The organism is Alkalicoccus saliphilus, assembly GCF_003044065.1.
Lineage (GTDB): Bacteria > Bacillota > Bacilli > Bacillales > Salisediminibacteriaceae > Alkalicoccus > Alkalicoccus saliphilus.
Window position 1 is genome coordinate 43,218 of record NZ_PZJJ01000009.1, and the last position, 17,734, is coordinate 60,951.

The following is a 17,734-nucleotide window of genomic DNA, read 5'->3' on the forward strand; positions in this document are numbered from 1 at the left end:
AATGATAGAAATTAATGAAAAAGTGATCGTACTGGATTTCGGTGGTCAGTATAACCAGCTTATCGCCCGCCGTATCCGGGATCTCGGAGTATTCAGTGAGCTTGTAACCCACAAAATAACAGCTGCTGAAATTAAAGAAATGAACCCGAAAGGAATTATTTTCTCCGGAGGACCGGGAAGTGTTTATGGAGAAGGGGCACCACAGTGTGACCCGGAAATATTCGACCTTGATATCCCTGTTCTCGGAATCTGTTACGGCATGCAGCTGATGACACATCATTTTAACGGGAAAGTTGAAGCGGCGAATCACCGGGAATACGGAAAAGCTACGATCGACGTTCAGCAGGAATCGCCGCTGTTTAAGGAGCTTCCCGCGCAGCAGTCCGTTTGGATGAGCCACGGAGATCTTGTACAGGCACCGCCGGAAGGTTTTCAGACAGATGCTACAAACGTGTCGTGCCCGGTAGCTGCGATGAGCAGCGAAAGCCGTTCGCTTTATGGAGTGCAGTTTCATCCGGAAGTAAGAAATACAGAGTACGGAACAGAGATGCTTCACAATTTTGTGTATGAAATCTGCCGATGCGAAGGAAACTGGACGATGGAAAACTACATCGACATGGAAGTGGATAAAATCCGTGAAAATGTCGGCGATCGAAAAGTTCTCTGTGCATTGAGCGGAGGAGTTGATTCTTCTGTTGTGGCTGCACTTGTTCATAAAGCTATAGGTGATCAGCTGATCTGTATGTTTATTGACCACGGTCTTCTTCGTAAAGGAGAGGCGGACAGCGTCATGAAAACGTTTGGTGAAGGCTTTGATATGAACCTTGTGAAAATCGATGCCCAGGAACGTTTTCTTTCTAAACTTTCCGGTGTAAGCGATCCGGAGCAGAAACGTAAAATTATCGGGAATGAATTTATTTACCTGTTTGAAGAAGAAGCAGCAAAGCTGGAAGACGTCGACTTTCTTGCACAGGGTACGCTTTACACAGACATTATTGAAAGTGGAACGGATACAGCGCAGACAATAAAGTCCCATCATAACGTCGGCGGTCTGCCGGAGGATATGAAGTTTGATCTGATCGAGCCGCTCAATACACTATTCAAAGATGAAGTACGCAAAGTAGGCACAGAGCTTGGTCTTCCGGAAGATATCGTCTGGCGCCAGCCTTTCCCGGGGCCGGGACTCGGTATTCGTGTTCTGGGCGAAATTACGGAAGAAAAGCTCGAAATCGTACGGGAGTCCGATCATGTTCTTCGGGACGAAATCAAAAAAGCCGGACTCGACCGGGAAATCTGGCAGTACTTCACCGCTCTTCCGGATATGCGCAGTGTAGGTGTCATGGGAGATGAAAGGACGTATGATTATACGGTTGGAGTGCGGGCAGTAACATCGGTGGACGGTATGACGTCCGACTGGGCACGTATCCCATATGACGTACTGGAAACAATTTCTACGCGGATCGTCAACGAAGTAAAGCACGTGAACCGCGTCGTGTATGACATTACTTCCAAGCCGCCTTCCACTATTGAGTGGGAGTAAAACGGTAAGGCTCATTTAAATGACTGCAAAGCTGTGTGGAGACGATAGATCGTTTCCTCCGGAGCAGCATAATAAGCAGGTTGAAAGGGGCTGGCTCATATATCCGAGGCAGCCTTCTTTCGGTATGTATAGATAAATCAGTTTCAAACTTCGAGGGTGCTTTTATTTTTATATGAAGAAAAAACGAAGCGTAAGCCGGCCTGTGGAAAGCGGAGTGTATCTCCAGTTATCAACAGCCAACACAGCTTTAATAATAAAGGTGGACAATTGGAATAATTTACGAATATGTAAACTTATTAACAATTAAATGTTCGTATTTAGGTTTGACACACGATCTTAACCCTGTTACTATATTGAAGTAATTTCATAAAGCCGAATGTTCGTATAAAGTCGGGAATACGGCCCGACAGTTTCTACCAGGCCACCTTAAATGGTCTGACTACGGATAGTGAGCTGCGGATATCCCGTAGACTCCATCTGCAGACCAGAGCTGATTCCCGTTTTCCTAACAGGACAGCTCTCTTTTTTATTCATAGGAGGTATACGAAACGGCTGCTATTTATTTGATGGAGGGATTAGAAGGATGGACCGCTATTTTCGTTTTGACGAGCTGGAAACAAACTACAACAGAGAAATACTCGGTGGACTGACGACATTTCTGGCGATGGCCTACATATTGTTTGTTAATCCGAATGTTCTTGCACCGACGGGGATGGATGAAGGAGCGGTATACGTAGCGACAGCACTCGCTGCGGCTATCGGAACCATTATAATGGGCGTTATTGCCCGCTATCCGATTGCTTTGGCTCCTGGTATGGGATTGAATGCGTTTTTCACTTATTCTGTCGTTATTGGCATGGGAATACCGTGGGAAACAGCACTTCTCGGTGTATTTATGTCGGGGATCATCTTTATCATTATTACACTGATCGGCGTAAGGGAGTTCATTATTAATGCAATCCCTGCAGAATTAAAAAATGCTGCCGGAGCGGGAATTGGACTTTTTATTGCTTTTATCGGTCTCCAGAATGCAGAAATCGTCGTTATGTCCGAAGCGACGCTTGTGGAAATCGGTAATCTCGGCGCTCCAAATACGCTCCTGGCAGTGGTCGGAGTGGTTATTACCGTTATCTTTATGAGCATGGGGTTAAAAGGCGGTATTTTTTATGGAATGGTACTGACCGCTTTTATAGGTATACTGACTGGAGTTATTCCGCGTCCTGACGCGATTGTCGGGTCGGTTCCGAGCCTGGCGCCAACTTTTGGAGCGGCTTTCACACCTTTTGCAGAGATGAGTCTCGGAGAAATTTTTACACTGCAGCTGATGATTGTCATTTTAACTTTCCTGTTCGTGGACTTTTTTGACACAGCAGGGACGCTCTATGCTGTGGCGCACCAGGCAGGATTTACGAAAGATAACAAGCTGCCGCGGGCACAGCGCGCCCTTCTGGCTGATTCTTCCGCAACCTCGATCGGGGCAATTCTCGGTACGTCAACGACTACTGCCTATATAGAATCGTCTTCCGGTATTGCTGCAGGGGCCCGAACCGGTTTTGCTTCCGTCGTTACAGGGATTTTGTTTTTGATCGCCCTTCTTTTTTCCCCTCTTCTCGCGGTCGTTACGGCTTCTGTAACAGCGCCTGCGCTTATTATTGTCGGAGTTTTGATGGCAGGGGCAATTTCAAATATCGACTGGAAAAAGTTCGAAGTGGCGGTACCGGCCTTTTTCACGATGATCGCCATGCCCCTTACTTACAGCATTGCAACAGGAATTGCTCTTGGGTTTATCATGTATCCTATTACAATGGTATTTAAAGGAAGATACAAAGAAGTACATCCAATTATGTATGTTTTGTTTGTTGTCTTTCTTCTGTATTTTATATATCTTGGAGAGTAAACAAAGCACCGGACGCATTTACGTCCGGTGCTTTTTAAAATTCTTCCCATTGGAGGTCGTTATTATCTCTTAATTGATCCAGCTTTTTAAGGTGGTTCTCTTCACTGATAACGAGCCGTCCATCCAGCTGATTTTCAGTCAGATGAAACGAATAATTTTCTTCCGAGTGAATCTGTACAAGGTATTGAAGGTCTTCCGGCCGGGATCTCTGCTGTTCCCGGAGGTTCAGTCCGGAAAAGTGGTCAAGAATATCTTCGATAACTTCAGATTCTTCAATTTCTGCGTAGTGGACACCTTCCTCTTCGTCAAGGTCAGTAACTGTAATACTCTCTACATTGTCCGGATCAGCCGTCCCGTCTGGTACAACAGAAGCGAACGTCGTTCTGTGGGAAAATTCAAAAGCAGCAGCGCCTGTAATAATAAAGAGAAGAAACGTAAGTAAAAGAGGAACAGTTTTTTTTATGAAAAGTCGAAGGATAGCAAAGAGAACGAGCAGAGTAACGACGAAAAGAAAAAAGTGAAACAAGGAGTAGGTTAAATCGAAAACAGTGATTAAGTAGCTCATATCTTTCTCCTTCAGCTGTAAATATTCATAATAAAAGATTACCCTGTTCAACAAAGAGATAAGCTTATTTTTGTATCTAATTTCCAAAATGAGTATAATTGCCCTGGGAAGCACTTGGAAGGTTGATATTTATCGGCGGGTTTGCACTGGCAGTTGTTCTTTTTTACTGGGCAGTCAGCTTTTTCTGGCTCGGTCCGGAAAAAAAAGAGAGAGAGTATGGGATACAAAAGGCCGATGGATCGAAGGAGCGCGACTGGGTGTTCTGCTTATAATGATTCTTTTCTTTTTAACGATTTTTTGGGATACCGGAACGCTCCAGAGCCTGTGGTTCTGGGCAACTTTGTTAATTATTATTTTTTCCAGTCAGGCACTTGTCCAGTGGATTTATTTAAGTGATAAAAGGGAAGCGCTCGTATCTGTTTATACGGTTATTTTCGGTATCATCTGGCTTGCTTTTCAGCACGTTATATTTTAGCTGCGTGCAGGAAAATTATATTTATAACCTGGAGCAGAATGACGTAAAAAGCGGAAATTCCATAAATAAAATGGAATTTCCGCTTTTTTAATTGGCTCTGTTAAAGCTTCGGGCTCTTACGTGAAGAAAGGAAACTTGGCTTTCCTGCTTTTGATTACGGAAAGCAACTTTACTTAAAAAGCTGGTAGGGCAGGCTCAAACGATAGTATTTTTTGGGTGAAATTAGCTTTTTTTGTAAGGTATAACTTATTTTCACCAAACATGCGTAAGAACTAAGCTCTGTGTTGCATTTGAAAGTCGTCTGCGGCTCTAGTCACCTGTCCGTCCGGGGGGATCTGCGCGCTTCCGCAGGCGTCTCGAAAAATCGCCTGGGCGTCGGGTTTATAGAGTAAAGAGCAGTGTTTACGAAAACCGAAGCAGAAACCGGGTATGCCTTTTGGATGCTCAAAATCTCTTCCACAGCAAGCCTGCTGGTAAAAAACGAAGTTTTTCTCCAGCCGTCAATAGCGAATGCTTTAACATAATTTTTTAATTAGAACCGTCCCGGTGAATAACGACTGTTCTGGCGAGGTAGTCATGCAGCGTTCTTTTTTCTTTTGTAAAAGCAGCCATAAAATAACCGATAAAGAAAAGGAGTGCGGAAAGTATTTCTGCAAAATACCTTCCTGTAGCGTTCGGCCAGGTAATACGTTCTCCGGTCCGGCTTCGGACAACCTGAATCCCGAGCAGGTATTTGCCCGGAGTTGCTTTTAATGAAGATGAGTGAAAGTAAATAAAATATACCATTGTTACGATCGGATAAACAGATTCCAGCCATGGAACGGCAGTCGGCTCAAATGTTCCGGTAATACTGAAAACAATAATCTGAAAAGGTACTGCGAGAATAAAAAGATCGGCAGCAAGAGCCGCTGCCCGTATCCAGAAACCGGCATGTCGGGGCTGTGTCATGAATATAACTCCTTCGGCAGTGTATTTTCGGACGTCTATACCTATGCTAAAATAAAAATGAACAAAAGGAAAGGAAGGGACGAATGGCGAAGAAAAAGAAATTTTACGTTGAAGATAAAGAAACAGTGAGCGGATGTCTGGACCGGATGGAAAAAGCAGGATACAGACCGGTGAGAAGAATGGAGGAGCCGGTGCTGAAAGAGTCCGGCAAAGATGTGGAAGTAGCCTACCAGCGGATTGTATTTGAAGCCGTTGCGAAAGAAGAGTAAATGAAGGTGATTTTGTAACAGCTTTGTTTGGGCACATAGCTGATTTATGAGAGGTCCGCAGCAGTTGATACGCTGTGAAAAAGGCAAGGGATGCCCGGGTCCGTCCGTGAAGCGTCCCTATGGAAACGAAGGCGGACATTTATTACTTATACATTTTATTTTCAAGCAGCCTATTTTTTTAAGGCAGCGATCTCATAAAACTCGTTCTATAAAAGAAGTTCCTCTGAATGCCTCCTAATACGCTGAATGGGTGCTTTTTGTAAAATACGAACAATGAGTCGATGTTAATTTGTAAATGTTCGAAATTAGTTGACGGTAAGCCGGATTAATTGATATGATGGCGTTAGATAAATACGAAACCTCATATAATATCAGGAATATGGCCTGTGAGTTTCTACCTGCGACCGTAAATGCGCAGACTATGAGGGACGAGATACATTGCAGAACAAGGGGGTGCTTTTAAGCACCTGTACCCTGCCGTGCCCAAAAAACGGTGTGCGGAAATCTGACAAAGTCGTGTGTCTTATCGTTCCCTCAGACGTGAGCAGGCGGACGGTAAGGCACTTTTTTGTGTTCATCTGTTCTCCGGCGGACAGGCTGCCGGTCATCTTCTGAAAGTAAAAGGCATTCAAGGAGGAAAAGCATGAAAGCAAAAGTCGGTGTAATTATGGGATCCACATCAGACTGGGAAACGATGAAACATACAACGGAAACATTGGAAGAACTGGAAGTTCCTTATGAAGCAAAAGTAGTGTCTGCCCACCGGACGCCGGATCTGATGTTTGAGTACGCAGAGCAGGCCCGTGAAAAAGGGCTGGAAGTTATTATTGCCGGAGCAGGCGGAGCGGCACACCTTCCGGGAATGGTAGCTGCCAAAACGACACTGCCTGTGATCGGGGTGCCGGTTCAGTCCAAAGCGCTTAACGGGATGGACTCCCTGCTGTCGATTGTGCAGATGCCGGCCGGTGTCCCTGTGGCTACCGTGGCGATCGGACGGGCCGGCGCTGTGAATGCGGGTCTTTTGGCAGCCCAGCAGCTTTCGGTGCACGACAGCGGTATTCAGAAACGGCTCGAAGCACGCCGGGAGCATAAGAAACAGGAAGTTATGACAGAAGGGGAGCTGAGCTGATGAACGAAAAATGGATTGCACCCGGAAGTACAATAGGCATTCTCGGCGGCGGCCAGCTTGGACGAATGATGGCTCTTTCCGCCCGGGAAATGGGTTACCGTATAGCCGTTCTGGAACCTAAAGCAGACTCGCCGTGCGGGATGGTGGCAGATGAGGAAGTTATCGCTTCGTACGACGATACAAAAGGAGCGGCCGGTCTGGCAGCATCATGTGATGTGCTTACTTACGAATTTGAAAATATTACGGCAGAAACCGCACGGTACCTGGAAGAAACGATGTATCTCCCGCAGGGGAGTGAACTTCTTAAAATCAGTCAGGACCGGCTGAGAGAAAAAGAGGAGCTTCGTTCTTTTGATATTCCTGTGGCTCCTTACGCAGCTGTCTATACGTTAATGGATCTGAAAGAAGCAGTAGAAAAAATTACTCTTCCGGCCGTATTGAAAACGACACGCGGCGGCTACGACGGCAAAGGCCAGTATGTGCTGACAGAAGAAGAAGATATCGAAAAAAGCTGGCAGGAACTCAAAGGAAAAGGTCCTTTTGTTCTGGAACAGAAAATAAACTTTGATACCGAAGTATCTGTTATTATCACGAGAAGTGTCCACGGAGAAGTGAGTATTTTCCCGACAGCGGAAAATATTCACCGCGGCGGTATACTGCATCAAACGATTGTACCGGCGCGTATTTCCAATGAAGCGGAGCAGCGGGCGGAAATGCTTGCCCGCCGCTTTGCGGAATCTATCGGACTTGTCGGGACGCTTGCGGTAGAGATGTTTGTTACAGGCGACACCGTGTGCGTCAATGAAATCGCTCCAAGGCCGCATAACTCCGGTCATTACACAATCAACGCATGTGAAACATCACAGTTCGAGCAGCACATCCGCGCACTCTGCGGCTGGCCCCTCGGTTCTGTCCAGCTTCTGAAGCCGGCTGTAATGGTCAATCTTCTCGGGGAGCACGTGGACGCCTATCTGGAGCATCACCGCCGGCTGCCGCCGGCTCACGTGCACCTTTATGGAAAGGCCGAGGCGAAAAAAGGAAGGAAAATGGGGCACATTACGTTTTTGACGGATACCCCGGAAGAACTAATTAAGCTTATAGATGAATCTGAAATATGGAAAGAGACACAGCTTACAGGAGGCAGAAAATGATTGAACGCTATACACGACCGGAAATGAAGAAACTCTGGAATGACGAAAACCGCTATCAGGCGTGGCTGGAAGTAGAAATTCTCGCCTGTGAAGCGTGGGCGGAAATCGGGGACATCCCAAAGGAAGACGTAAAGAAAATAAGGGAAAATGCTTCCTTTGATGTAAACCGGATTCTTGAAATTGAAGAAGAAACACGCCACGATGTTGTAGCCTTTACGAGAGCTGTGTCGGAAACGCTCGGTCCGGAAAGAAAATGGGTTCATTACGGCCTTACTTCCACTGACGTAGTCGACACTGCGCTTTCCTATCTGCTGCTGCAGGCCAACGATATTCTTGAAGAGGATCTGCGGCGTTTTATAGATATTTTGAAAGATAAAGCGAAGGAACATAAAAACACGGTGATGATGGGCCGTACCCACGGTGTACATGCGGAACCAACAACTTTCGGGCTGAAGCTCGCCCTCTGGCACGAAGAAATGAAAAGAAACCTGGAGCGCTTTCTGCAGGCGAAAGAATCCGTCCGGGCAGGGAAGCTTTCCGGTGCTGTCGGCACGTACGCAAACATTGACCCGCAGGTAGAGCAGCATGTGTGCCACGGGCTCGGTCTGGAACCGTCCCCTATTTCCACTCAGACGCTTCAGCGGGACCGCCACGCCCACTATATTGCTACAATTTCTCTGATCGGCGCTTCCATAGAGAAAATGGCCGTTGAAATCCGAGGCCTTCAAAAAAGTGAAACACGGGAAGTAGAGGAGTTTTTTGCGAAAGGCCAGAAAGGATCTTCCGCTATGCCGCATAAAAGAAATCCAATTGGTTCAGAAAATATGACGGGTCTTGCCCGTATTCTCCGGGGACATGTTGTTACTGCCTACGAAAACGTAGCTCTCTGGCACGAAAGAGACATCTCTCATTCATCGGCAGAACGAATCATGCTTCCGGATGCTACAACGGCTTTGAACTATATGCTGAACCGTTTCGGAAATATTGTGAAGAATTTAACCGTGTTCCCTGAAAACATGAAAGCGAATATGGGAAGAACATACGGACTGATTTATTCCCAGCGTGTTCTCCTTACTCTTATCGATAAAGGCATGGCGAGAGAAGAAGCATACGATCTTGTACAGCCGAAAGCAATGCAGGCATGGGAAGAAGCTGTGCAGTTCCGTACGCTCGTGGAAGCTGACGAAGAGATCACTTCCCGTCTTTCGGAAAAAGAAATCGATGACTGCTTTGATTACCACCACCATCTGACACACGTTGACATGATCTTTAACCGTCTTGGATTAAACGACTAAAGCTGAAGGAGTGTACACCGATGGAATCTGTCTGCCTGTATGAAGGAAAAGCGAAGCGTATTTTTGAAACGGAGGATCCGGACGTGCTGCGCATTGCCTACAAGGACGATGCAACAGCATTTAACGGGGAGAAGATGGAGGTGCTCGAAGGAAAAGGACGGCTGAATAACAAAATCAGTTCCATGATCTTTGAACGCCTTCAGGAAGCCGGCGTGGAAAGTCACTTTATTAAACAGCTTTCAGAAACAGAGCAGCTCGTCCATCCGGTAGAAATTGTTCCTCTCGAAGTGGTGGTCCGCAATGCGGCTGCAGGAAGCCTTATAAAACGGCTTGGAGTAGAGCGGGGGAAACAGTTCTTTCCACCGATTATTGAATTTTATTATAAAGATGACGAGCTCGGAGATCCACTTCTTAACGAAGCGCACATTGCTGCACTTTCACTTGCGGAAGAAAAAGAGCTTCTGGAAATGAAAAAAATGGCTCTTCAGGTAAACAAGGAACTGATCTGGCTTTTTGAAGAAGCAGGCATCGATCTCGTGGACTTTAAACTGGAATTCGGCCGTCGGAATGGAAAGATTCTTCTCGCGGATGAAATATCTCCGGATACGTGCCGGCTCTGGGATAAAAAAACAGGTGAATCGTTTGATAAAGACTTATTCCGCTTCTCGCAGGGAAGTCTGCAGGAAGGATACGAAATGATTTTAAAACGTTTAGGAGGACAAGAATCATGACTTATAACGTAAAGGTGTACATCAGCTGGAAAGAAGGAGTCCTCGATCCGCAGGGAGCAGCAGTAACAGATTCTCTTCATAAAATCGGCTACAGCGGAGTGGAATCCGTTTCCATCAGCCGGATGGTCGAAGTGAAAATGGAAGCAGACAGAGACAGTGTGGAACGGCAGGTCACCGAAATGTGCGAAAAGCTTTTGGCAAACCCGGTTATTGAAGATTACAGCTACGAAATTGAGGAGGTTGTTTCCTCATGAAGTTTGCTGTAATCATGTTTCCAGGTTCCAACTGCGACGTGGATATGTATCACGCCGTGGAAGAAGCTGTCGGCGAGGAAGTAGAATACGTGTGGCACAACGAAACAAGTCTGGAAGGATTCGACGCTGTGCTCCTGCCGGGAGGATTTTCGTACGGGGATTACCTCCGTCCGGGAGCGATCGCCCACTTTTCACCGATCATGGAAGCTGTGAAGAAGGCAGCGGACGAGGGAAAGCCGGTGCTCGGGGTGTGCAATGGTTTTCAGGTGCTTCTCGAAAGCAGAATGCTCCCGGGAGCGATGCGCCGTAACAAAAATCTGCATTTCATATGTAAAACACTTCCGCTTACAGTGGAAAACAACACTACTGTATTTACAAACAGCTACGAACAGGGAGAAACGATTCAGATTCCGGTAGCCCACGGAGATGGAAACTATTACTGTGATGAAAAAACACTTGCAGAACTCAGAGAAAACAACCAGATTGTCTTTACCTACGGGCTGAATGAGAACGGCTCCACCGCAGATATTGCAGGAATTACGAACAAAGAAGGCAACGTACTCGGCATGATGCCGCACCCGGAACGGGCCGTAGAAGAACTTCTCGGTTCAGCCGACGGAAAAAAGCTGTTCACTTCGATCGTTAAGCAATGGAGGGAAAAAAATGCAGTTACTTCATGAGCCATCACCGGAACTGATTAAAGAAAAGAAGCTGTTTGCAGAAATGGGTGTGTCCGAAGAAGAATTCACTTTCATTGAAAGTATTCTCGGACGTCTGCCGAATTACACGGAACTGGGACTTTTTTCCGTGATGTGGTCTGAGCACTGCAGCTACAAAAACTCCAAAGTACTTCTAAAAAAATTCCCTGTAGAAGGTGAACGCGTCCTTCAGGGGCCGGGTGAAGGGGCAGGCATCATTGATATTGACGATGAGCAGGCCGTTGTTTTCAAAATAGAGAGCCACAACCATCCATCGGCTGTAGAACCTTACGAGGGAGCAGCTACAGGTGTCGGAGGTATTATACGGGACGTTTTTTCCATGGGGGCCCGGCCGGTGGCGCTGCTGAATTCTCTCCGGTTCGGTGAATTGAAAAACCCGAGAGTCAAGTATTTGTTTGAAGGTGTCGTTTCGGGAATCGCTGGATACGGCAACTGTATCGGTATTCCGACTGTCGGCGGTGAAGTGCAGTTTGACCCATGCTACGAGGGCAATCCGCTCGTAAATGCCATGTGTGTCGGGCTGATCGATCATAAAGATATTCAAAAAGGCCAGGCCAAAGGTATCGGCAACCCGGTGATGTACGTCGGAGCCGGCACAGGGCGTGACGGTATTCACGGAGCGACGTTTGCGTCGGAAGAATTGAGCGAGGATTCCGAGGCAAAACGTCCAGCAGTGCAGGTGGGAGATCCATTTATGGAAAAGCTGCTTGTAGAAGCGTGTCTCGAGGCAACGAAGCATCCAAAGCTTGTCGGTATTCAGGATATGGGGGCAGCCGGCCTGACTTCTTCCTCCGCCGAAATGGCGAGCAAGGCAGGATCCGGTATCCGCATGAATCTTGATCTCGTACCACAGCGGGAAAAGCAGATGTCTCCTTATGAAATGATGCTCTCAGAATCCCAGGAGCGCATGCTTCTCGTCGTAGAAAAAGGAAGCGAGCAGGAATTCAAAGACATTTTTGATCACTGGGGTCTCAATGCAGTAGTCGTCGGAGAGGTAACGGATGACAAGCGCCTGACCCTTATCCACGAAGGAAAAACAGCAGCTGACGTTCCTGTGGATGCCCTGGCGGAAGAAGCACCGGTCTACCATAAACCTTCCAGAGAACCGGCTTATTTCCGGGAATTTCAAAAGCAGGAAAATTACCGTCCAAAAGTCGGGGACTATGGAACAGTATTGAAAGAACTTCTGCAGCAGCCGACGATAGCGAGCAAAGAATGGGTATACGAGCAGTATGATTACATGGTCCGCACGAATACAGTGGCGGCACCGGGATCGGATGCTGCGGTGATCCGCCTGCGCGGAACGAACAAAGCACTTGCGATGACGACCGACTGCAACTCCCGCTTTATTTATCTTGATCCGTACGAAGGCGGCAAACTTGCTGTCGCAGAAGCGGCCCGTAACATTACAGCTTCCGGGGCTGAAGCCCTTGGCGTGACCGACTGTCTGAACTACGGAAGCCCGGACAACCCTGAGATTTTCTGGCAGCTGGAGAAATCCACCGACGGACTCAGTGAAGCATGCCGGACGCTGGAAACACCGGTAGTCGGCGGAAATGTTTCTCTTTACAATGAAACAAACCGCGGTGCCGTGTACCCGACTCCTGTTATTGGTATGGTTGGTCTGATTCATGACACGGCCCACATTACAACGCAGGCAGCAAAGCAGAGCGGAGACGCCGTTTACTTTCTCGGAAAAGTTACGCCGTCCTTTGCAGGAAGCGAGCTGCAGAAAATGACCGAAGGAAGTATTTTCGGGAAGGTTGCACCTGTCGATCTGGAAGCAGAAAAAAGATACCAGAAACAAGTCCTTTCCGCTGTTCGCAACGGTTCTGTCAGTTCCGCCCATGACGTAAGCGAAGGGGGCTTTGCTGCCGCGGCGATAGAGAAATTGTTCGGAACCAGTCTCGGAGCAGAAGTAACACTGCCTCACGAAGATGATCTTGCCGGAAGTTTTGCAGAAGGGTACCCAGGCTACATTGTGACTGTTCCTCAGGAGAAAAAGACAACTTTTGAAAAGGCTGCACCGGAAGCGGTGGAAATCGGCCGGATTACGGAAGAAGCAGAGTTCACACTGCGGAATAAGCAGGGAGAAACTGTCCTGAAAGAATCCGTCGGGGAACTCGAAAAGCTTTGGAGAGGAGCTGTATCATGCGCACTGAAATCAAAGGACTGAATGAAGAGTGCGGCGTTTTTGGAGTATGGGGGCACGAGGATGCGGCGAGCATTACGTACTACGGCCTGCACAGTCTCCAGCACAGGGGCCAGGAGGGGGCAGGAATTGTCGTTTCCGATGAGAAGAGGCTGAAAGTGCATAAAGGTATGGGACTCGTTAACGACGTGTTTAACGAAGACAAAATAAAAAGTCTGACGGGAAATGGTGCGATTGGTCATGTGCGTTACACTACGGCCGGTGACAGCGACTTTATTAACTGTCAGCCGCTGCTGTTCAATTCCCAGACGAGCAGCCTGGCGCTTGCCCACAACGGAAACATTGTAAATGCGACCGCCCTGAAGCGTCAGCTGGAGCATCAGGGAAGTATATTTCAGACAACGTCCGACACGGAAGTTATTGCCCATCTGATTAAGCGGAGCGGTTATCCGAATTTGATCGATTCTGTTAAGAACGCTCTGACAATGGTCAAGGGGGCCTATGCCCTTGCCTGTCTCGTAGAGGATGCGATGATTGTAGCACTTGATCCGAACGGTCTGCGCCCGCTTTCGATCGGCCGTCTCGGCGATGCTTACGTCGTTTCTTCAGAAACATGTGCGTTTGATATTATCGGTGCCGAGTTTGTACGGGAAGTACAGCCCGGAGAACTGATAGTTATCAACAATGACGGCATGCATATTGACCGTTTTGCCAGCGGGACTAAAAGAACGCTCTGCTCGATGGAATATGTTTATTTTGCCCGTCCGGACAGCAACGTGGATGAAATCAATATTCATATGGCGAGAAAAAATCTTGGGAGGAAGCTTGCAGAGGAAGCTCCCATACAGGCTGATGTAGTAACCGGGGTACCGGATTCCAGTATTTCTGCAGCAATCGGCTACGCCGAACAGTCAGGAATTCCGTATGAGCTCGGACTGATCAAAAACCGGTATGTCGGCAGAACCTTTATCCAGCCTTCCCAGGCGCTCCGGGAACAGGGTGTGAAAATGAAGCTGTCTGCTGTCCGGGGGGTAGTGGAAGGGAAAAGCGTTGTCATGGTGGACGATTCGATTGTCCGGGGGACTACGGCCCGCCGTATCGTCAAACTGCTGAAAGAAGCCGGGGCGAAAGAAGTACACGTCCGAATCAGCTCACCTCCGATAATTAATCCGTGCTACTACGGCATCGATACGTCCACAAAAGGGGAACTGATTGCTGCTTCCCGGTCTACAGAGGAAATTCGGGAGGAAATGGGAGCCGATTCTCTTGCCTACTTGAGCATCAGCGGTCTAACAGAAGGAATCGGCCGACCGGATGAAGGCCCGGACTGCGGTCAGTGCCTGGCATGTTTCACCGGTCAGTATCCGACCGAAATTTTCCCGGAAGCCGATCATCCTTACGACAAAGTTCTTGGAGGAAAATAACATGTCCAAAGCGTATGAAGAAGCCGGAGTAAATATCGAAGCCGGATACGAAGGGGTGGAAAGAATCAAAAAGCACGTCGCTTCCACGATGCGTCCGGAAGTAATCGGAGGCCTCGGGGGATTCGGCGGCATGTTTGATATGAACCGCCTCGGCTTAAAAGAGCCGGTGCTCGTATCGGGAACGGATGGCGTCGGAACAAAGCTCATGGTTGCCCAGCAGTCCGGAATTCACGATACGATCGGTATCGATGCTGTGGCGATGTGTGTCAATGATATTGCAGCACAGGGGGCTGCCCCGCTTTTCTTTCTGGATTACCTCGCTCTCGGAAAGAATGACCCGTCGCTCGTAGAAGAAATTGTATCAGGGGTCGCAGAAGGCTGCCGCCAGGCGGGCTGCGCGCTGATCGGGGGAGAAACGGCAGAAATGCCCGGCCTGTATGAAGAAACCGAATACGACGTAGCCGGCTTTACGGTCGGGGCAGCTGAAAAAAAGGCACTCTGGCAGCAGGCTGAAGCAGGGGATCTGCTGATTGGTCTGCTTTCAAGCGGTATCCACAGCAACGGCTTTTCGCTCGTAAGAAAAATTGCTGAAGAAGCAGGTCTTGCCTGGAATGACCCAGCTCCGTTCCAAAAAGATACGACTCTCGGTGAAGCAGTTCTTACACCGACGAGAATATATATCCGTGCACTCCGGGGGCTTCTCGGAACCACTCATATTAATGCAGCTGCCCATATCACAGGAGGCGGTCTCGTCGAAAACATTCCAAGGATGCTCAAAGAAGGTACAGGAGCAGAAATAGATCTCAGCAGTCTTCCGGTTCTGCCGGTGTTTTCCTGGCTTCAGGAAGCAGGAAAACTGACAGAAAATGATATGCTGGAAACGTTCAATACCGGCATAGGTTTTGTCCTGGCGGTGCGTGAATCAGAAAAAGATCACGTGTGGCCACTGCTCGAAATGAATGGGGAGCACCCGGTACTGCTTGGGAAAGTAACGGAGGAAGAAGGTCTCCGGTTTAAGGGAGAAATGACGAAATGACGAAAATAGCTGTCTTTGCTTCAGGTAATGGGAGTAACTTTCAGGCAGTGAGTGATGCCTGCCGGGGAGGGAGTATCGACGGAGAAATTGTCCTCGCTGTGTGTGATAAACCCGGAGCTTATGTAGAAACGAGAGCGGAAAAGTCAGAGGTTCCGCTCTTTTCTTTTGCGCCGAAAAATTTTGAATCCAAGGCGGCGTTCGAAAAGAAAATAGTCGGAAAGCTGAAGGAACACGGCGTGGAACTTATCGTGCTCGCAGGATACATGCGTCTCATCGGAGATACACTTCTGCAGGCCTACGAAAACCGGATTTTAAATATTCATCCTTCTCTTCTACCGGCTTTCCCCGGTCTGGACGCGGTCGGGCAGGCTTTGGCTGCTGGAGTAAAAGTAACGGGGGTAACTGTTCATCTTGTCGATTCCGGTATGGATACTGGTCCGATTCTTGCCCAAAAACCTGTTACAATAGAACAGAAGGACACAAGAGACGATGTGGAAGCAAAAATACGGGAAGTAGAACATCAGCTGTATCCGGAAACGGTGCAGCAATGGATTGAAACCATAAAGGAGAGTGACGAGCGTTGCCTAAACGAGCGTTAGTAAGTGTGTCAGACAAAACAGGAATCGTTCCTTTCGTTAAGGAACTGACAGAGCTTGGTGTAGAAATCATATCCACTGGTGGGACGAAAAAGAAACTGGAAGAAGCAGCTATACCAGTCATCGGAATCGAAGAAGTTACCGGCTTTCCGGAAATGATGGATGGACGGGTGAAGACACTCCATCCTGCTATTCATGGAGGGCTTCTTGCTGTAAGAAACAACGAAGAACATATGAGTGCTCTCCATTCCGAAAAAATCGACCTGATTGATCTTGTAATCGTCAACCTGTATCCTTTTCAGCAGACCATTGAAAACCCCGAGTCGACTTTTCTCGATGCCGTAGAAAATATTGATATCGGCGGCCCGTCAATGATCCGTTCTGCAGCTAAAAACCATAGAGATGTAACTGTACTCGTAGACGCTGCGGACTACGACGCGGCAGCACAAGAATTAAAAGCAGAAGGCGAAGTCTCGGAACGGCTGAACCGAAAGCTAGCAGCTAAAGCTTTCAGACATACAGCGGCTTATGACGCCCTTATTGCAGAATACATGACAGAACACGTCGGGGAAGATGCGCCTGAAAAACTCACAAAAACTTACAACTTAAAACAGTCGCTCCGCTACGGAGAAAATCCGCATCAAATGGCAGCTTTTTATGAAAAGCCGATCGCCAGCTCTGCGACAGTGGCAAAAGCCCGCCAGCTGCACGGCAAAGAGCTTTCCTACAACAATATTAACGACGCAGACGCAGCCATCGCTGTTATCCGGGATTTTCGGGAGCCGGCTGCAGCAGCGATCAAGCACATGAATCCATGCGGTGTCGGCACCGGTTCCGATACAGCCCAGGCTTTTGAAAAAGCTTATGCCGGTGATCCGGTTTCTATTTTTGGCGGTATCGTTGCGTGTAACAGGGAAGTAGATGCAGAATCAGCGGCCATGATGAAGGAAATTTTCCTCGAAATTATTATTGCACCGTCATTTACAGAAGAAGCACTGAAAATACTTACCGAAAAGAAAAACCTCCGCCTGCTGGAAGTGGACCTGGATGCCCACTACGCTGGAGAACACCGGGTAACTACTGTATCCGGCGGCGCGCTGATCCAGGAAACGGATACGCTCAGCTATGAAGACGTCGAAGTAACAATTCCGACAGACCGCAAGCCTTCCGACAGGGAGCTTGAGCAGATTCAAATGGCCTGGAAAGTGGTAAAACACGTGAAGTCGAACGCGATTGTCCTTGCTAAAGAGGATCGGACGATCGGGATCGGTGCGGGGCAGATGAACCGCGTCGGAGCAGCAAAAATAGCTGTGGAACAGGCCGGCAGCGAGGCGGAAGGCTCCGTCATGGCTTCCGATGCCTTTTTTCCGATGGCCGATACAGTGGAAGTAGCTGCAGAAGCAGGCGTCCGTGCGATTATTCAGCCGGGCGGATCAAAACGGGATCAGGAATCAATCGACAAAGCGAATGAATTTGGTATTGCCATGGTCTTTACCGGTGTGCGGCATTTCAAACATTAAAGCGTAATTTTTCAATAAAAGCATGAAACATTT

General features: G+C 48.1%; 18 protein-coding genes and 2 riboswitches. Of the genes, 16 read left to right on the forward strand and 2 right to left on the reverse strand.

Annotated features, from left to right (window positions below):
* The first annotated feature begins 1 nt into the window (after position 1).
* Entirely contained in the window at positions 2 to 1,540 is a 1,539-nt protein-coding gene (gene guaA, locus C6Y45_RS07290) for a glutamine-hydrolyzing GMP synthase (RefSeq protein ID WP_170098728.1), read from the forward strand.
* A 360-nt stretch (positions 1,541 to 1,900) separates the two neighbouring features.
* Positions 1,901 to 2,002: riboswitch (purine riboswitch) on the forward strand.
* 121 nt (positions 2,003 to 2,123) lie between these two features.
* Positions 2,124 to 3,437: an NCS2 family permease gene (locus C6Y45_RS07295; RefSeq protein ID WP_107584574.1), complete on the forward strand. Its 1,314-nt coding sequence runs from the start codon at positions 2,124 to 2,126 to the stop codon at positions 3,435 to 3,437.
* 34 nt (positions 3,438 to 3,471) lie between these two features.
* On the opposite strand, the gene C6Y45_RS07300 is transcribed toward C6Y45_RS07295, so the two are convergent.
* Positions 3,472 to 4,002, reverse strand: coding sequence for a hypothetical protein (locus C6Y45_RS07300; protein WP_107584575.1), 531 nt, complete (start codon positions 4,000 to 4,002; stop codon positions 3,472 to 3,474).
* Between the two features lie 98 nt (positions 4,003 to 4,100).
* On the opposite strand from C6Y45_RS07300, the gene C6Y45_RS17430 reads away from it, so the two are divergent.
* Both C6Y45_RS17430 and C6Y45_RS17435 read left to right on the forward strand, forming a co-directional pair.
* Positions 4,101 to 4,274 (forward strand): hypothetical protein, encoded by a 174-nt coding sequence (locus tag C6Y45_RS17430; protein WP_160058196.1) that lies wholly within the window; start codon positions 4,101 to 4,103, stop codon positions 4,272 to 4,274.
* The gene (locus C6Y45_RS17435; protein ID WP_160058198.1) at positions 4,274 to 4,477 is read left to right on the forward strand and encodes a DUF4181 domain-containing protein; all 204 of its coding nucleotides are present in this window, start codon (positions 4,274 to 4,276) and stop codon (positions 4,475 to 4,477) included. The genes C6Y45_RS17430 and C6Y45_RS17435 overlap by 1 nt, the downstream gene beginning before the upstream one ends.
* A 528-nt stretch (positions 4,478 to 5,005) precedes the next feature.
* Here C6Y45_RS17435 and C6Y45_RS07310 read toward each other — a convergent pair.
* The gene (locus C6Y45_RS07310) at positions 5,006 to 5,425 is read right to left on the reverse strand and encodes an RDD family protein (protein ID WP_107584577.1); all 420 of its coding nucleotides are present in this window, start codon (positions 5,423 to 5,425) and stop codon (positions 5,006 to 5,008) included.
* Positions 5,426 to 5,508: 83 nt separating this feature from the next.
* On the opposite strand from C6Y45_RS07310, the gene C6Y45_RS07315 reads away from it, so the two are divergent.
* From C6Y45_RS07315 to purH, 12 genes are all read left to right on the forward strand, one after another.
* Positions 5,509 to 5,694, forward strand: a complete 186-nt coding sequence (locus C6Y45_RS07315) for an NETI motif-containing protein (RefSeq protein ID WP_107584578.1) — start codon at positions 5,509 to 5,511, stop codon at positions 5,692 to 5,694.
* Between the two features lie 341 nt (positions 5,695 to 6,035).
* Positions 6,036 to 6,136, forward strand: a riboswitch (purine riboswitch).
* 201 nt (positions 6,137 to 6,337) lie between these two features.
* Positions 6,338 to 6,823 carry a 5-(carboxyamino)imidazole ribonucleotide mutase gene (gene purE, locus C6Y45_RS07320; protein WP_107584579.1) on the forward strand — a complete coding sequence of 162 codons (486 nt, stop codon included), beginning with the start codon at positions 6,338 to 6,340 and terminating at the stop codon, positions 6,821 to 6,823.
* Positions 6,823 to 7,974, forward strand: coding sequence for a 5-(carboxyamino)imidazole ribonucleotide synthase (gene purK, locus C6Y45_RS07325; RefSeq protein ID WP_107584580.1), 1,152 nt, complete (start codon positions 6,823 to 6,825; stop codon positions 7,972 to 7,974). Before purE ends, purK begins: the two co-directional genes overlap by 1 nt.
* Complete coding sequence (gene purB, locus C6Y45_RS07330) at positions 7,971 to 9,269, forward strand: adenylosuccinate lyase (RefSeq protein ID WP_107584581.1); 1,299 nt, start codon at positions 7,971 to 7,973, stop codon at positions 9,267 to 9,269. The genes purK and purB overlap by 4 nt, the downstream gene beginning before the upstream one ends.
* Positions 9,270 to 9,289: 20 nt before the next feature.
* A complete protein-coding gene (gene purC, locus C6Y45_RS07335) occupies positions 9,290 to 10,000 on the forward strand; it encodes a phosphoribosylaminoimidazolesuccinocarboxamide synthase (RefSeq protein WP_107584582.1) in 711 nt (236 codons plus the stop codon).
* Positions 9,997 to 10,254 carry a phosphoribosylformylglycinamidine synthase subunit PurS gene (gene purS / locus C6Y45_RS07340; RefSeq protein WP_107584583.1) on the forward strand — a complete coding sequence of 86 codons (258 nt, stop codon included), beginning with the start codon at positions 9,997 to 9,999 and terminating at the stop codon, positions 10,252 to 10,254. Before purC ends, purS begins: the two co-directional genes overlap by 4 nt.
* Positions 10,251 to 10,934 carry a phosphoribosylformylglycinamidine synthase subunit PurQ gene (gene purQ / locus C6Y45_RS07345; protein ID WP_107584584.1) on the forward strand — a complete coding sequence of 228 codons (684 nt, stop codon included), beginning with the start codon at positions 10,251 to 10,253 and terminating at the stop codon, positions 10,932 to 10,934. Before purS ends, purQ begins: the two co-directional genes overlap by 4 nt.
* Positions 10,918 to 13,149, forward strand: a complete 2,232-nt coding sequence (purL, locus tag C6Y45_RS07350; RefSeq protein WP_107584585.1) for a phosphoribosylformylglycinamidine synthase subunit PurL — start codon at positions 10,918 to 10,920, stop codon at positions 13,147 to 13,149. Before purQ ends, purL begins: the two co-directional genes overlap by 17 nt.
* Positions 13,125 to 14,549 carry an amidophosphoribosyltransferase gene (gene purF / locus C6Y45_RS07355; protein WP_107584586.1) on the forward strand — a complete coding sequence of 475 codons (1,425 nt, stop codon included), beginning with the start codon at positions 13,125 to 13,127 and terminating at the stop codon, positions 14,547 to 14,549. Before purL ends, purF begins: the two co-directional genes overlap by 25 nt.
* Position 14,550: 1 nt before the next feature.
* Entirely contained in the window at positions 14,551 to 15,585 is a 1,035-nt protein-coding gene (gene purM, locus C6Y45_RS07360; RefSeq protein WP_107584587.1) for a phosphoribosylformylglycinamidine cyclo-ligase, read from the forward strand.
* The gene (purN, locus tag C6Y45_RS07365) at positions 15,582 to 16,184 is read left to right on the forward strand and encodes a phosphoribosylglycinamide formyltransferase (RefSeq protein WP_107584588.1); all 603 of its coding nucleotides are present in this window, start codon (positions 15,582 to 15,584) and stop codon (positions 16,182 to 16,184) included. The genes purM and purN overlap by 4 nt, the downstream gene beginning before the upstream one ends.
* Positions 16,166 to 17,701, forward strand: a complete 1,536-nt coding sequence (gene purH, locus C6Y45_RS07370; protein WP_107584589.1) for a bifunctional phosphoribosylaminoimidazolecarboxamide formyltransferase/IMP cyclohydrolase — start codon at positions 16,166 to 16,168, stop codon at positions 17,699 to 17,701. The genes purN and purH overlap by 19 nt, the downstream gene beginning before the upstream one ends.
* Positions 17,702 to 17,734 lie beyond the last annotated feature (33 nt).

What these genes read in the sequence shown, in the direction of transcription:
- purF (WP_107584586.1), top strand. Translation starts at nt 13,125, where the DNA reads ATGCGCACTGAAATCAAAGGACTGAATGAAGAGTGCGGCGTTTTTGGA.
- purK (WP_107584580.1), top strand. Translation starts at nt 6,823, where the DNA reads ATGAACGAAAAATGGATTGCACCCGGAAGTACAATAGGCATTCTCGGC.
- purE (WP_107584579.1), top strand. Translation starts at nt 6,338, where the DNA reads ATGAAAGCAAAAGTCGGTGTAATTATGGGATCCACATCAGACTGGGAA.
- purN (WP_107584588.1), top strand. Translation starts at nt 15,582, where the DNA reads ATGACGAAAATAGCTGTCTTTGCTTCAGGTAATGGGAGTAACTTTCAG.
- purB (WP_107584581.1), top strand. Translation starts at nt 7,971, where the DNA reads ATGATTGAACGCTATACACGACCGGAAATGAAGAAACTCTGGAATGAC.
- C6Y45_RS07315 (WP_107584578.1), top strand. Translation starts at nt 5,509, where the DNA reads ATGGCGAAGAAAAAGAAATTTTACGTTGAAGATAAAGAAACAGTGAGC.
- purL (WP_107584585.1), top strand. Translation starts at nt 10,918, where the DNA reads ATGCAGTTACTTCATGAGCCATCACCGGAACTGATTAAAGAAAAGAAG.
- C6Y45_RS07295 (WP_107584574.1), top strand. Translation starts at nt 2,124, where the DNA reads ATGGACCGCTATTTTCGTTTTGACGAGCTGGAAACAAACTACAACAGA.
- C6Y45_RS07310 (WP_107584577.1), bottom strand. Translation starts at nt 5,425, where the DNA reads ATGACACAGCCCCGACATGCCGGTTTCTGGATACGGGCAGCGGCTCTT.
- purC (WP_107584582.1), top strand. Translation starts at nt 9,290, where the DNA reads ATGGAATCTGTCTGCCTGTATGAAGGAAAAGCGAAGCGTATTTTTGAA.
- purQ (WP_107584584.1), top strand. Translation starts at nt 10,251, where the DNA reads ATGAAGTTTGCTGTAATCATGTTTCCAGGTTCCAACTGCGACGTGGAT.
- C6Y45_RS17435 (WP_160058198.1), top strand. Translation starts at nt 4,274, where the DNA reads ATGATTCTTTTCTTTTTAACGATTTTTTGGGATACCGGAACGCTCCAG.
- C6Y45_RS07300 (WP_107584575.1), bottom strand. Translation starts at nt 4,002, where the DNA reads ATGAGCTACTTAATCACTGTTTTCGATTTAACCTACTCCTTGTTTCAC.
- guaA (WP_170098728.1), top strand. Translation starts at nt 2, where the DNA reads ATGATAGAAATTAATGAAAAAGTGATCGTACTGGATTTCGGTGGTCAG.
- purS (WP_107584583.1), top strand. Translation starts at nt 9,997, where the DNA reads ATGACTTATAACGTAAAGGTGTACATCAGCTGGAAAGAAGGAGTCCTC.
- purM (WP_107584587.1), top strand. Translation starts at nt 14,551, where the DNA reads ATGTCCAAAGCGTATGAAGAAGCCGGAGTAAATATCGAAGCCGGATAC.